Genomic DNA, 14,139 nt, shown 5'->3' with positions numbered 1-14,139 from the left:
CACCCCGACGGGTTTTATGTGCAACAATAATTTAATGAGGCGAGCCGACAGCTGTTCATGCCACGAAGACTATGTTCCTCATGGCATGAATGTTCAGAAATTTCTATATCCCGCCTCGCCCTGCGTCAAAAAACGCTTTGAAAATCAGCAGAGCGTCATGGTTCAGCTCAGATATTACGGCTTCCCGGCTTGATGGCAGGCAGCGCTGCCAGTTCCGGCGGCAGATTATCCTTATCATAGGACGGCACTTCATATTCAGCCAGTGCGATCAGCTTGGTGCCGACATCGGCTTTACCTGCCGAGCGATCAACGATACAGGCAGCAGCCACAACTTCCGCCTTCAAATCGCGCAGCGTGTCAATTGTCTCGCGGATAGACAGACCGGTGGTCACAATATCTTCCACGATCACAACGCGGGAGCCTTCCGGCAGTTCAAAACGGCGCAGTTTGAAAACACCATTTTCACGCTCGACCCAGATCGACGGCACGCCGAGATGGCGCGAGGTTTCATAAGACGGGATCAGACCGCCGATTGCAGGGCCGACCACATAGTCAATCGGGCCGAGATCAGCGGCTTTGATCTTTTCAGCCAGCGCTTTGCACAGTTTTTCCGTCTTGTCGGCATGCATGAACACCCGCGCTTTTTGCAGGAAAACAGGGCTGCGGCGACCGGAAGTCAGAATAAAATGCCCTTCAAGAATGGCACCTGCCTCACGAAACACGCCCAGCACATCTTCAGTATTCATAGAAGCCTCTTATCCGTTAACGCGCTGTGCATCGCTCACACAGGCGCTTTCTTTTAATTGCGTAATAATGCGGTTGAGATGTTTGAGATCCCAAACCTCAAGATCCATAATCATTTCTGTAAAATCAGGCGCTGTTCGCACCATGGAAAGATTGTGGATATTTGTATCATTGACCGAAATAACCTGTGCAATCTCTGCCAGTGAGCCCGGTGAATTAATGGCGGAGACGGAGATACGGGCAGGAAAACGCTCATGCATTTCGCCGTCAATATCCCAGCGCACATCAATCCAGCGCTCCGGCTGGTCATCATAGGCGGTCAGTGCAGAAGACTGGATCGGATAGATCGTGATGCCGACACCCGGCTGCAAAATCCCGACAATACGATCGCCCGGAACAGCGCCTTCCGGCGCGAAACGCACCGGCAAATCCGAATTCGCACCGCGGATCGGCACAGCATGATTTTGCGCTGCCGCCTGCTTCTGCACATCCTCAGTGCTACCACCCTCCGGTACCTTAAAGATCATACCGGCAGCATTTTGCAGGTTAAACCAGCCCTTCTCGCCGGTTTTCGCAGGACTACCCGTTGTCACGCGTGTGTCCTGATAATCCGGATAAACCGCTTTCAGCACATCGCCGGAAGCCAGTTCGCCGCGACCAACCGCGGCAAAAACATCTTCAATATCTTTGCGCGCCAGCCGTGCCAGTGCAGGCTTGAGCAAATCCTTACTGAACGGCTTGTTACCGCGTTCGAATGCCCGTTCCAGAATACGCATACCCAGACCGGAATATTGCTTGCGCACGGCAGCGCGCGTTGCACGGCGGATTGCCGAGCGCGCTTTACCGGTAACCACAATGGATTCCCATGCCGCAGGCGGAACCTGCGACTTGGAGCGGATAATATCCACCTCGTCACCGTTTTTCAGCTCGGTCATCAGCGGCATCATGCGGCCATTGATCTTCACGCCAACGGTGGAGTCGCCAATATCCGTATGCACCGCATAGGCAAAATCAATCGGCGTTGCACCGCGCGGCAAAGCAATCAGGCGGCCTTTCGGCGTGAAGCAGAAGACCTGATCCTGAAACAATTCCAGCTTGGTATGTTCGAGAAACTCTTCCGGATTATCACCTTCAGACAGAGCTTCAATCGTACGGCGCAGCCATGCATAGGCATTGGATTCCGTGGAAATTGCGGTTGGCACCGTATTGCTGCGGCCGTCTTTATAGATCGAATGGGCTGCCACACCATATTCCGCCACATCATCCATGGCGCGGGTGCGGATTTGCAGCTCTACGCGCTGACGGGACGGCCCGATAATTGTGGTGTGGATTGAACGGTAATCATTCTGCTTCGGCGTTGAAATATAATCTTTGAAACGCCCCGGCACCATCGACCATGTGCGGTGAATAATCCCCAGCGCCTTGTAACAATCATCAACATTATCAACGATAACGCGGAAACCGAAAATATCGGACAGCTGCTCGAAAGACAGGCCTTTAGTTTCCATTTTACGGAAAACCGACCATGGCTTTTTTTGCCGGCTGGAAACATCAGAATGCAGGCCTTTTTCGGCAAACAATGTCGCCAGATCTGTCTCAATCTTGCTGAGCAGACCACGGTTCTTTTCCATCAGTTCCGCAAGGCGGTCAGTCACCGCACGCCATGCTTCCGGATTGATATAGCGGAAGGCCAGTTCTTCCAGCTCTTCGCGCATATCCTGCATACCCATGCGGCCGGCCAGCGGCGCATAAATATCCATGGTTTCTTCGGCAATGCGCAGACGCTTGTCTTCGCGCATCACGCCAAGGGTGCGCATATTGTGCAGACGGTCAGCCAGTTTCACCAGCAGCACGCGCACATCGTCGGAAATCGCCAGCAGAAGTTTGCGCAGATTTTCCGCCTGCACTGCTTTTTTGGAAACCAGATCGAGTTTTTTAAGCTTGGTCAGACCTTCAACCAGCTTGCCGATTTCAGGGCCGAAAAGCTGGTCAATCTCAGCGCGGGTCGCGTCAGTATCTTCAATTGTGTCGTGCAGCAGCGCGATAGCAATGGTTGCCTCATCAAGACGCATATCTGTGAGGATTGCCGCAACTTCCAGCGGATGGGAAAAATAAGGATCGCCGGACGCACGTTTCTGACTGCCATGTTTCTGCATCGCATAAACATAAGCCTTATTCAGCAGCGCCTCATTCACATCAGGCTTATAGTGCTGCACCCGCTCAACCAGCTCATATTGGCGCATCATCAGCCTGCACTCCTCTTACCCGCGCATCAAACAAATCATACATAACGACACCGGCGTCACGACTCCGGAATTTACTGTAAAACGCAACCGGCACAAAGCACTACAGGTTTTAAAGCATATAATAATCCGGCATCTACCGGCATTTTTCATGCGGCATTTTAACGGCCAGAGCATAATTTCTTAAACTTGAAGCAGTTTAAGTTAAAATTATGCTCTTAATTTTAAGTGTTAGAGCAACCATTGTGCGCACAAAATAAAGCGCCGCAGAATAATCTGCAGCGCTTTAATAATCCGGTCTTTACTGACACCGGCAGTCCAAAAACAATGCCGGATATCTGTTGAAACAGCTTAAAGCGCCTCAACAAAAATCAGTAATCGTCGCTCTTTTCCGGTGCAACCAGACCTTCGATACCAGCAAGCAGATCTTCTTCGCTCATGCTGTCGAATGTCACGATGTCTTCTGCGCCGACAACAACTTCGCCGCCCAGCTCGTCCAGAGCGCCGCTGATCTGCAATGGTGCCGGTGCTTCCGGTTCGTCAATTTCCACATGCTTCTGCAGCGAGTGGATCAGGTCTTCTTTCAGATCGCCCGGTGACAGGGTCTCGTCAGCGATTTCACGCAACGCAACAACCGGGTTTTTATCGTTGTCGCGATCAATGGTAATCTGACCGCCCTGAGAGATCTGACGTGCACGATGGCTGGCAAGCAGAACCAGCTCAAAGCGGTTGTCTACCTTGTCAACGCAATCCTCAACGGTAACGCGGGCCATAGATCGCCCCTTTCATATCTCAAAATTAATTCAGGAATTCTCGATTTCCATAACGCCACTTGACACAAAAAACAAGCAAAAGCGCACATAGAGCGTTTTTGATTTTCCATATCTGTGCGCAAACACAGCTCTCATAGCCTTGAGACTTCATTTTTCCGTCACAAAACCCCACAGAATCGCTCCCGATCTTTTAAAATCCGCGCTGTTCTGCGGGCTTTGAAAATGCTGCAATAAAGTCCTCTAAATCGTTTATACTCTTGCTCCCAAATGAATAGATTTCATTTATATGATATTTGTGATATCTTAATCACACATTTTCCCTGTCTTTTCCAAATACGACAATAAAAACAACCTGTGATTGCTTGCCTTTCTGTAGATGCGCCTTAGAACGCAAACTAGGAGAGGCTTTTTTCAAAACTAAAAATTGAAAAGTGCGGACAATTAATCAGCAAAATATTATTTGCTGAAGAATGGATAATTATCAAAATGTTTGATTCACGCGAAAAAATCGCGCTTTTTATCGATGGCGCCAATCTTTACGCTGCATCCAAGACACTTGGCTTTGATATTGATTACCGCAAATTGTTGAAAGCTTTTCAGAAGCGCGGTTACTTGCTGCGTGCTTATTACTATACTGCACTTGTTGAAGATCAGGAATATTCATCCATCCGCCCCCTGATCGACTGGCTTGATTATAATGGCTACAAGGTCATTACCAAAGCTGCCAAAGAATTTACTGATGCAACCGGCCGCCGCAAGGTAAAAGGCAATATGGATATCGAACTTGCTGTCGATGCCATGCAACTGACTGAAACCGTCGATCATTTTGTAATTTTCTCCGGCGACGGCGATTTCCGCTGCCTCGTGGAAGCATTGCAGCGTCGCGGCCGCAAGGTGAGCGTTGTTTCAACCCTCACAACACAGCCGCCAATGATTTCCGATGAGCTGCGCCGTCAGGCAGACCATTTCCTTGATCTGGTGACCCTGAAGTCTGAAATCAGCCGCGAAGCCAGTGAACGTCCGGCTCGCCGTTTTGAAGAGGAAGAAGAGCTGTACTAAGCTCTTCTGACTTATTTTGCAGTATCCGGAACCATCCCGCGATTGCGCATTCTGCCCCCGCCTTCACGACTTTATTCAAGTCTGGCGGGGCAATGAACCCTCATGGCATAATGCTCCGGTTCCTGCATTTCTGCCGACAGATCCGCAGAACAGTGCAACAGCGGTTTGCACCACCACCCTGCCCGCTTTTACCGAACGGGCACGCCTGCTGATTATCGGCCTTGCACCGGGCTTACGCGGCGCCAACCGTACCGGCCGCCCCTTTACCGGTGATTATGCCGGTGACCTGCTTTATTCCACATTGAAAGATTATGGTTTCGCTCAGGGCAATTTCGAAGCGCGCCCTGATGATACATTGACGCTGAATGATTGCGCTATCGTCAATGCTGTTCGCTGCGTGCCGCCGGAGAACAAACCGACCGGTGCCGAGATCAATACCTGCCGCCAGTTTTTATCGCCGTTCATTACCGGCCTGCCTAACTTGCAGGCGATCGTCACGCTTGGCACCATAGCCCATCAATCGACAATCCGCGCCCTTGGCCAGCCGGTCTCAAAACATAAATTCGGCCATGGCGTACAAACTGATATCGGACAGTTGCGCATTTTCTCCAGCTACCACTGCTCGCGCTACAACACCAATACCGGTGTTCTCACGGAAGCCATGTTCCGTAATGTATTCAGCAATGTGCGCGACTATCTGAACGATAATCCCCGGAAATGAGACATTAAAAAAGCCCTGTCTGAGACAGGGCTTTAATATTTCGGGTATTACCCGCGATCACGGAGCAATCGTGATTTTTCACGATTCCAGTCACGGTTCTTTTCTGTCTCGCGCTTGTCATGCAGTTTCTTACCGCGTGCCAGAGCGATTTCGAGCTTCGCACGGCCACGCTCGTTGAAATAGAGTTTCAACGGCACAACTGTCATCCCGTCGCGGGCGATGGAATTGGCCAGACGCACAATCTCTCTCTCGCTGAGCAGTAATTTGCGCAACCGCCGCGGATCATGATTGAAACGATTGCCTTGCGTATATTCAGGAATATAGGAATTAATCAGCCAGAACGCATCATTCTCAAAGCTGGCATAGCTTTCAGCGATATTTGCCTGATTGGAGCGCAAAGATTTAACCTCGGTTCCCGAGAGAACGAGGCCCGCTTCAATCACTTCAAGTATCTCGAAATTATAACGCGCTTTGCGGTTATCTGCGATGACTTTGCGTACAGGTGCATTTTTTTTCGTATTCATGGCAGCAATATATATCTGATCCGCAACTTTACTAGAGCATTTCACAGTCAAGTTGGATGAACTTGACGACCGTGATAATGCGACCACTTTAGAATCCAGAGCTTTTCCGGCTTAAACTGCAACAAGCTGAATATAAAAAAGCCTGCCGGTTCAATATTCATGTACCGGCAGGCGATAGATGATTTGCAGCAAAATAAACAGCGTAAACTGTTCAACTATGCCGGTTACGCAAAATTACTGATTGAGCAGACCTGCATGACGCAGCGCTGCATCGATTTTCTCTGCGGTTTCAGCCTCAACAGGCATCAAAGGCAGGCGCAAATGATTGGTAATGCGTCCGGTACGTGCCAGCGCATATTTCACGCCTGAAGGGTTCGGCTCCATAAACAACGCTTTATGCAGCGGCATCAGACGATCCTGAATTGTCAGTGCTGTTGCATAATCACCGGCCAGACAGGCTTCCTGAAACTGCGCGCAAAGACGCGGTGCAATATTGGATGTTACGGAAATACAGCCGCGACCGCCATGAGCGTTGAAACCCAGAGCCGTGGCATCTTCGCCGGACAGCTGAATGAAGTCAGTACCGCAAGTTGCGCGCTGTTCGGAAACACGTTCAATTTTGCCGGTTGCATCTTTCACGCCAACAATATTTTTGTGGTCGCGCACAAGAGCGCCCATTGTTTCCGGTGTCATATCAATGATCGAGCGTCCCGGAATATTATAGATCACCAGCGGAATAGAAATTGCCTTGGCAACAGCGGAAAAATGCGCATAAAGCCCGCGCTGATTTGGCTTATTATAATAAGGTGTCACAACCAGAACAGCATCAGCACCAGCACCTTGCGCATGCTGGGCAAGCTCAATGGCTTCAACAGTATTATTAGAACCGGCACCGGCTATAACCTGCGCACGGCCTTTCGCTTCTTCAACGCAAACCTCGATTACCCGTTTATGCTCATCATGGGACAGTGTCGGAGTTTCGCCAGTTGTACCAACCGGTACAAAGCCATGCGTCCCCTCCTCGATCTGCCAGTTTACAAGGCCACGGAACGCTTTTTCGTCAAAACCACCCTGCTCAGTAAAAGGTGTGACGATAGCCGTGATTGAGCCCTTAAGCATCGGGTACTCCCAAAAGTTTGCCTGTGTTTTAATATGAATTACATATCAGCGAAAAATCGACCGATAATGCAGTTTATTACGCCGGATTTGCAATCCCGGAATAGTATGCTCTAATTTTAAAGTGTTAGAGCGGGTTTTGTGCACCCGATCGGACACACGCGCTCTAATATTGTAGATCAGGTGACGCAGAGGAAAATCCGGACTGATAATATCAGCCCCGCATCTCCGGCATTTTTTGATTTTGCAAAATCAAAAAAGCCCTGCGCTGCCAGTATGCAATTTCAAACCGCATATATGATGGTTTCTAATATACAGCCTATAAGAATGTTATTATATTCACTACAAATGCCATAGAACGACCATCCATACAGGCCTCGCAGCCGCGTACAGAATGATGGCACCACCACCTGTTCGTGAAAAGTGCTGCACCATAGTCCTGCAAAACTGCTGCATCAAGCAAATTTACGCATATTCATAGGCATTTCATCGCTATGATAAAAATAAACGCGCATTTCGTCAGTCCGACGAAATATTTTATACATAGTGACGAAAACCTGTCAGCAAGTGATTTGCAATTCATCCCCGTTCTTCTGAGAAACAACAGTCAATACCGGCAAAATTGGGGCGCAAATCACGATGAATTTATTATTAAAAACGATATCAACCCGTCTTTCAGGTAAGGCTTCATTAACATTGCCTTCACAGGTCTGACCTATAATTGGAAGTACAGAAGACCGGCAGCATTCAACAGCATATTCAGAACCTCTGACCACTAAGAGCGACATTTCTATAACTCTCAGTTTTCACTCGGATATCTTAATAATCTGCCTTAAATTTGCTTCAACACGGTTATAACGGATTTGTAATGCGTAAATTTGCACTTTTCGGACAGCGACCAGATCAGTTTTTTTTAGCCCTTACACTTTTAAGTGCAAGCATGGCAGGAAATGTGCTGACAGCCGGTGCGCAGGAAGCTGAAAATGTGCCGACGCCTTTGCTGCGCCCTTTTGCGCCAACAGCGATGCGCAATATGCCCGCGCCGATGATGCGGCCGGATCCGACAACCACCGCCACTATACCACGTGCGCAGGCACCGGCAGCCATGAGCGGCAGCCTGAAAACCGCGCTGGATGCCCTGTCTTCAAAAGATGCACGCCGTGCGCTGGCAATCCGCAACGGTATGTCCGCCAGTGATCTCGACCGCCATATCCTGACATGGGCTCTGGCTCTGTCCGGTGCTGACGGCTTGTCGAGTGCTGACTATGTTGCTGCCGCCGCGGAACTGCGTGACTGGCCTGGTATGACCACAGTTCAGCGCAACACAGAACGGGCACTTTACCGTGAAAATGCCACTGCCGGCACCGTGATTTCCTATCTCGGAAACCGCAAACCGCAGACCACCGAAGGTATGATCCTGCTGGGTCGCGCTTATCTTGCCAGCGGAAACCGCGCACAGGCACGCCAGTTGCTTGCGCCATGGTGGGCACGCGCCAAGCTTGATACAAAAGACGAAACGCTGATTTTGCGTGAATTTTCCGGCGTTCTGACCAAAGAAGATCATCAGACACGTTTTCTGCGCATGTTATATGATAACCGTCTGTCATCAGCATCGCGTTTAGCCGCATCAGCCAATGCGGAATCGCTTTATGCCGCCTTTGCTGCCGTGAACAAACGTGCACCGGATGCCGCACAAAAGCTTAATGCTGTTCATAGTTCATGGCAGTCAAATCCTGCGTTCTTATTTGCAAAAATCCGGTATCTGCGCCGCTCCGAGCGCTATACGGAAGCCGCCAATCTGATGCTGAAGGCACCGCGTGATGCAAGATCACTGGTTGATCCGGATGCATGGTGGATTGAGCGCCGCGTTTTATCCCGTGAATTACTGGATATCGGCAAGCCGCAAATTGCTTATCGCTTAGCCGCTGCTCACAGTGCGGAAACACCGACTATGGCTGCAGATGCAGAATTCCATGCAGGCTGGTATGCTCTACGTGCTTTAAATGATGCCTCTACCGCGCAAAAACATTTTAGCCGTATTGCTGAAATTTCCTCGCGTCCGATGTCTGCATCCCGCGCCTATTACTGGATGGGTCGTGCCGCAGAATCCGGTGGCGGCGGCAATGCAAAGCAAATGTATCAGCGTGCATCCTATTACGGCACATCGTTCTACGGCCAGCTGGCGGCAGCCAAACTTGGCAATAATGTTCTGCAGCTGCCTTATCCGAAACCAAGCGCCGCAGATCGTGAACGTTTTGACAGCCGCGAACCGGTTCGTGCAATCCGCCGTCTCGAATCCATCGGCTATGGTAATCGCGCGCAGAGCCTGTACATCAATATGGCGCAGGAACTGAGCAGCACAGGTGAACTGGCGCTTCTCGCCGTTATGGCTGAACGCAACAGCAATCATTACCTATCACTGCGCGTCGGCAAGATCGCTGCCGGTCGCGGTCTCGATGTCGGAGCATTGTCGCATCCGACAGGTGCCATTCCGGCCAATGCGAATATTAAAGGCTCAGGCGCCGCCCTCGCCTATGCGATTGCCCGTCAGGAAAGTGAATTCAATATTTCAGCAGTTTCCAGCGCCGGTGCGCGCGGCCTGCTGCAATTGTTACCGGGCACGGCAAAAGGCGTTGCCCAGCGTGCAGGTCTTGCTTATTCCGACAAACGCCTGACCACTGATGCCGCTTATAATGCCACTTTGGGTGCGCATTATCTCGGCGAACAGATTGAGCGTTTCAACGGTTCTTATATCCTGACTTTTGCCGGATATAATGCAGGCCCGAGACGCGCCAGTGAATGGATTGCCAAATATGGTGATCCGCGCGGGCAGAATCTCGATCAGGTTGTCGATTGGATTGAGCGTATTCCATACACAGAAACCCGCAACTATGTGCAGCGGGTGATGGAGAATTACGCCGTCTATAAATCCCGTCTCTATGGCAATGCCAATATTCAGCAGGATTTGATAAGCGGTCGGCGCGGTTAAGTTTTCCGATCATTTCTGGAAACTACTATCAAAAAAAGCCGCGCAGTCAGCTGACAGCGCGGCTTTTTGTATTGAAATCCAGTCTTTTCCCGTCCGAGATATCTTATTTTCCAAGGTTTTCGGGAAAAATGACTGTGATGATATTATTTTTTTGAAGGAATGAATGCGCACAGAGCCGTCATCAACCATCCGCCAATCATCAATGTGCCCCCTGTCGGCGCGGCCATAGCAAATAATCTGTTGCCTGTCAGATCACGCAGGATCAAATCACCCGCGAATAAAACAAGACCGAGCAGCACCAGAATGCCTGCCCAGTAAATGGCACGACTGCGTGCACTTAAAAAAGAAAAACCCAAAAAAGCAGCTGCATGCCCCAACAGAATCGGCGCTACAACACCTAAAAACGCATGATTGCCGTGTGCAGATGCTGCATAGCTTGTCATTGCAGCGGCACCGGATAAACCGGAGAAAAACAAAAACAGTCGTTCAACGCCAGCAGTCATCTTCATAAATCCTGTAAATTGATTATTTGCCCGCCATCAATGCAGATAAGCACAGCTTTAATCAATGGCTGCCGTCAAAAAGTCCGCGCCAAAACGTGTTCTTACTCAAGAAAGCAAGCTTCTATAACAGTTTAGAGCAAATCATGCAGTGTGCACGATTACCGGATACTGAACCTTCCTCAAAGCCGCTATACATATTCTGTCAAATCCGGACATCGCACCGGATTTCTGAACACTTCACACTGCTGTTGCCCCAATCAGCAACGCCGAGACTACAGGAAACAGCGTGAATTCGTTGAAATCTTTAGCGAACTTCCAGCACTTTTACGCAGCTATCCAGATCATTGGTGGCAAGATGTGCATAACGCATTGTCATCTGCAATGTCTGGTGACCAAGCCACATCTGCACACGGCGAATATCAATACCACCACGAACCAGACGCGACGCGCATGTATGACGCAGAATATGCGGAACAACCTGTGTATCCGTACCTAGACCCACTTCATATTTGGCATCATTCCACACTGCGCGGAATTCGACCTGTGTCAGCATGGAAAATGGCCCTTTATGGCGTTCAACCGGTATTTTACAGGTTTTTCTGGCACGTTTGGTCAAGGGAACAGTACGGCTCCGGTTTGACTTGGTTAGCCAGAAAGTGACACGTGGATCGTGTAAATCATTCCACGTCAGGCCGATTGCCTCACCAAGACGGCAACCGGTATCAACCAGAAACACGGCCAGCCGATAGCTGTTTTCGCAACGTGCTTTAATCGCAGCGAAAAGACGTGCCTCTTCTTCAAGTTCAAGAAAACGAATTCGCCCTGCCCGCTCTTTCTGACGAATGAATTCCGGCAGGCTAAAGATGTCCCCCATCTTATACGCCTTTCGCAACAACTTGCTGAGTGCAGCCATTTTTCTATTAATGGTTGCATTGCTGTTATTGCGTTCACGCAGGGAACCGATAATTCTGTCGAGCATTTCCTGACTAAAGCCGCTGAAACGCTCCCCCTTCAGAATCTCATTAATTTCACCGAGAAATAATCTTACATTATATTTATGAGACCCGTCGTCCCATAAAATATTGAGATAGCGCTCGGATAAATCAGTAACTGAATACTGATTCACAATGCGATGTGTTTTTGTATTGGATGACGTAAAACTGAGATTATAGCCCATTACAGGCGCAAAATTCTCAGAATTTTCGAAAGAAATGTCCCGATTCAGCTCCATCATAAGGCCCCCCAGCCGTTTGATCGACTTGGAGCTTTATAGGCAGAAACTTTATAAAACAAGCCTGAGTAACATTTTTGTGAGGTCAGCATGATAAAACCACTCTGGTTGAGTTTCTGATATGCCCCCTCGAAAAGTCTTAGTCCGCCCCATCAATACAAAAATTTACATCTGATATTTGTATAAGCGCATCTCGTTAAAGATGGTCCCCGCTTGAACGCCCCATTTGAGACGAAAATACCAGCGACATAGCCGCTGGTATCTTTTTTCGAACTAAACCAATGGCTTAGAAAGAACGCTGGAAGCGGATCATACCACCGAAAGCATCCTTAGGAGCTCCACCAAGTACACGTACTGGGTGATCACCCTTCCAAGAGGTGTAGTTGATTTCTGGAGTGATGGTGAAACCTGGAACCAGCTGGTAAGCTACGTTTGCAGCAACAGCGGTTTTACCCCAATCTTCGTAAGCAGCCTGTACGTTGATAGTAGCTTTGTCAGTTGCTTTGAACTTCGCGCCACCCCAGACAGCCCAATCGCCGCCCCAGTTACCGTACATACCAACAGGAGCTTCGTAAGAAGCATAACCGCCCTGTACCCATACGGAGAACTGTTCAGTTACGTTTACGTCGAGGCGGATTTTACCTGCCCACTCTTCGATTTCCGCATCATAAGCAGCAACACCGGCGATCGAACCCCAAGCCTGTTCGAACTTCAGACCACCAACAACGTGTGGCATGTAGTCGTCGATTACAGCGTCATAAGCGATTGGAAGCGAGTTGCCATGGCCGAAAGCTTTAACTTTTTCGCCCTGCTCAGCAGAGATGATTGCCGAGAAGCCGTTACCGCCAGTGAAGGTGTAGCTAACCAGATTGGTATTGTAGAGACCTGCGCTTACTACGTCATCGTTGATGATGTCGCCGAGGTAACCGGTAAAGCTATGGAAAGCTGAGTCGGTTTTACCGAGCATCAGGCCGCCCAGCTGAATGTAAGCATGCTTCAGAGTGTGGCTGCCCTGTTCGCCGTCACCGAAGTTGAAACGGTTTTCGGTGAAAGTTTTCAGAGTACCAAGTTCAGTTTCCGAAGCTGTGTGTGTACGCAGCGTGAAACGGGTGTTTGTACCCCAAGTGTCGCTGTCCTTGCCGGAATATGGATCATCGCCAGCAGACGCATCAAAACGAACATAACCGGAGATGCGCAGGCAGGTTTCTGTGCCTGGAATGTAGAAGTAGCCAGCGCCGTAAGCGTCGCAAACGCGTACATATTCAACAGCTTCTGGTTCTGGTGCAACGATGGCGTCGGCAGCCTGAGCGCCGGATACTGCAACGAGAGCTGCAGCGGAGCCGAGAAGAAGGCTCTTAATGTTCATTTCTGACCTCCAGTCAGAAACATACGAAATCATAAAAATTCAAATATTTTCAATGTGTTACAAAAACTAATGGAATCTTTTATTTTTAAAGCCCTAAAATTGGTTATCAAAACCGCGGGATAAAAAGCGCGTAAAATACAAAAAAAACCGGCAAGAATGAATTCTGCCAGCTGCGTGAAAATCGGTTTTATATGAAACAATGGCGGAGAGGATGGGATTCGAACCCACGATACCCTTCCGGGTATACTCCCTTAGCAGGGGAGCGCCTTCGACCACTCGGCCACCTCTCCGGTAAAGGCGCAATAGCCGGTAATAATCATGAGTTCAAGCACTTTACGCATCCGGAGCCAAAAAATCTTATCCATCAACAGGATGATTTCAAAAAAGGCATTAAATTCCGATAGTTTTCCGCAGTTTATGCCCCTCTATAAAGAGAAGCCTGCTTTTAGACACCTAAAACGGAATCAAAATCACAGAATCAAAGCACTTGATGTGCCACAACTGATTCACGGGCACGAACAGGGCAAATCACCTGCCAATATTACGTCTATAAGAGGATGAAACCGGGCGGCTCAATTCAGGTCTTCTCTGGCGCGCAACACTGTTTCAGCCTGTGGAAACATCTGAAAACCCCGCAAAAGCGGCAATTTTTCGTTAATTTATTTTAATAAATATAAACAAAACATAAATAAAATCCGGTACCTAGGGGGTGTTTCGTGTCTTTTCTGCAACACGATATGTCGATAGCAACATCTTACCCCCTAGTTATGCGTTTTCAGTGTTGCAACGAAACTGAGCACGAGTATCTTGAGGGCAGAAGAAGGAGCGCTTCGGTAGCGACTTTTTCATCCAAGGGGATGGGGACAGGTT

General features: G+C 49.3%; 11 protein-coding genes and 1 tRNA gene. 3 read left to right on the top strand and 9 right to left on the bottom strand.

Annotated features, from left to right (window positions below; genetic code table 11):
- Positions 1-167: 167 nt before the first annotated feature.
- The 3 genes from pyrE to rpoZ all read right to left on the bottom strand — a co-directional run bounded on the left by pyrE (position 168) and on the right by rpoZ (position 3,760).
- Positions 168-746: an orotate phosphoribosyltransferase gene (gene pyrE / locus LDL70_RS04385; RefSeq protein WP_022711962.1), complete on the bottom strand. Its 579-nt coding sequence runs from the start codon at positions 744-746 to the stop codon at positions 168-170.
- Positions 747-755: 9 nt separating this feature from the next.
- On the bottom strand, positions 756-2,990 hold the full coding sequence (locus LDL70_RS04380) for a bifunctional (p)ppGpp synthetase/guanosine-3',5'-bis(diphosphate) 3'-pyrophosphohydrolase (protein WP_022711961.1): 2,235 nt from the start codon (positions 2,988-2,990) through the stop codon (positions 756-758).
- 368 nt (positions 2,991-3,358) lie between these two features.
- On the bottom strand, positions 3,359-3,760 hold the full coding sequence (gene rpoZ, locus LDL70_RS04375) for a DNA-directed RNA polymerase subunit omega (protein ID WP_022711960.1): 402 nt from the start codon (positions 3,758-3,760) through the stop codon (positions 3,359-3,361).
- Positions 3,761-4,246: 486 nt separating this feature from the next.
- On the opposite strand from rpoZ, the gene LDL70_RS04370 reads away from it, so the two are divergent.
- Together LDL70_RS04370 and LDL70_RS04365 are read left to right on the top strand one after the other, a co-directional pair.
- Positions 4,247-4,819 (top strand): NYN domain-containing protein, encoded by a 573-nt coding sequence (locus LDL70_RS04370; protein ID WP_022711959.1) that lies wholly within the window; start codon positions 4,247-4,249, stop codon positions 4,817-4,819.
- Between the two features lie 16 nt (positions 4,820-4,835).
- Positions 4,836-5,540 (top strand): uracil-DNA glycosylase, encoded by a 705-nt coding sequence (locus LDL70_RS04365; protein WP_075654586.1) that lies wholly within the window; start codon positions 4,836-4,838, stop codon positions 5,538-5,540.
- A 47-nt stretch (positions 5,541-5,587) separates the two neighbouring features.
- Here the strand turns inward: LDL70_RS04365 and smpB are convergent, their stop codons facing one another.
- The gene (smpB, locus tag LDL70_RS04360; RefSeq protein WP_022711957.1) at positions 5,588-6,064 is read right to left on the bottom strand and encodes an SsrA-binding protein SmpB; all 477 of its coding nucleotides are present in this window, start codon (positions 6,062-6,064) and stop codon (positions 5,588-5,590) included.
- Between the two features lie 234 nt (positions 6,065-6,298).
- Complete coding sequence (gene dapA, locus LDL70_RS04355; RefSeq protein ID WP_022711956.1) at positions 6,299-7,183, bottom strand: 4-hydroxy-tetrahydrodipicolinate synthase; 885 nt, start codon at positions 7,181-7,183, stop codon at positions 6,299-6,301.
- A gap of 937 nt (positions 7,184-8,120) precedes the next feature.
- On the opposite strand from dapA, the gene LDL70_RS04350 reads away from it, so the two are divergent.
- Entirely contained in the window at positions 8,121-10,169 is a 2,049-nt protein-coding gene (locus tag LDL70_RS04350; RefSeq protein ID WP_225687425.1) for a lytic transglycosylase domain-containing protein, read from the top strand.
- A 143-nt stretch (positions 10,170-10,312) separates the two neighbouring features.
- Here the strand turns inward: LDL70_RS04350 and LDL70_RS04345 are convergent, their stop codons facing one another.
- From LDL70_RS04345 to LDL70_RS04330, 4 genes are all read right to left on the bottom strand, one after another.
- On the bottom strand, positions 10,313-10,672 hold the full coding sequence (locus tag LDL70_RS04345) for a DUF423 domain-containing protein (protein WP_245293560.1): 360 nt from the start codon (positions 10,670-10,672) through the stop codon (positions 10,313-10,315).
- A 304-nt stretch (positions 10,673-10,976) separates the two neighbouring features.
- Positions 10,977-11,903 (bottom strand): site-specific integrase, encoded by a 927-nt coding sequence (locus LDL70_RS04340; protein ID WP_225688383.1) that lies wholly within the window; start codon positions 11,901-11,903, stop codon positions 10,977-10,979.
- 286 nt (positions 11,904-12,189) lie between these two features.
- A complete protein-coding gene (locus tag LDL70_RS04335) occupies positions 12,190-13,269 on the bottom strand; it encodes a porin (protein ID WP_225687423.1) in 1,080 nt (359 codons plus the stop codon).
- A gap of 200 nt (positions 13,270-13,469) precedes the next feature.
- Positions 13,470-13,559: transfer RNA gene (locus tag LDL70_RS04330), tRNA-Ser, on the bottom strand.
- Between the last annotated feature and the right edge of the window lie 580 nt (positions 13,560-14,139).

The sequence above is a fragment of the Pseudochrobactrum sp. XF203 genome, assembly GCF_020341615.1.
GTDB lineage: Bacteria > Pseudomonadota > Alphaproteobacteria > Rhizobiales > Rhizobiaceae > Pseudochrobactrum > Pseudochrobactrum saccharolyticum.
Note: the sequence above shows the minus strand (reverse complement) of the source record. Positions and strands in the feature narration are given on the sequence as shown.

Coding starts and splice junctions, on each gene's coding strand:
- rpoZ (WP_022711960.1), bottom strand. CDS start 3,760: ATGGCCCGCGTTACCGTTGAGGATTGCGTTGACAAGGTAGACAACCGC.
- dapA (WP_022711956.1), bottom strand. CDS start 7,183: ATGCTTAAGGGCTCAATCACGGCTATCGTCACACCTTTTACTGAGCAG.
- pyrE (WP_022711962.1), bottom strand. CDS start 746: ATGAATACTGAAGATGTGCTGGGCGTGTTTCGTGAGGCAGGTGCCATT.
- smpB (WP_022711957.1), bottom strand. CDS start 6,064: ATGAATACGAAAAAAAATGCACCTGTACGCAAAGTCATCGCAGATAAC.
- LDL70_RS04370 (WP_022711959.1), top strand. CDS start 4,247: ATGTTTGATTCACGCGAAAAAATCGCGCTTTTTATCGATGGCGCCAAT.
- LDL70_RS04345 (WP_245293560.1), bottom strand. CDS start 10,672: ATGACTGCTGGCGTTGAACGACTGTTTTTGTTTTTCTCCGGTTTATCC.
- LDL70_RS04335 (WP_225687423.1), bottom strand. CDS start 13,269: ATGAACATTAAGAGCCTTCTTCTCGGCTCCGCTGCAGCTCTCGTTGCA.
- LDL70_RS04380 (WP_022711961.1), bottom strand. CDS start 2,990: ATGATGCGCCAATATGAGCTGGTTGAGCGGGTGCAGCACTATAAGCCT.
- LDL70_RS04340 (WP_225688383.1), bottom strand. CDS start 11,903: ATGGAGCTGAATCGGGACATTTCTTTCGAAAATTCTGAGAATTTTGCG.
- LDL70_RS04350 (WP_225687425.1), top strand. CDS start 8,121: ATGGCAGGAAATGTGCTGACAGCCGGTGCGCAGGAAGCTGAAAATGTG.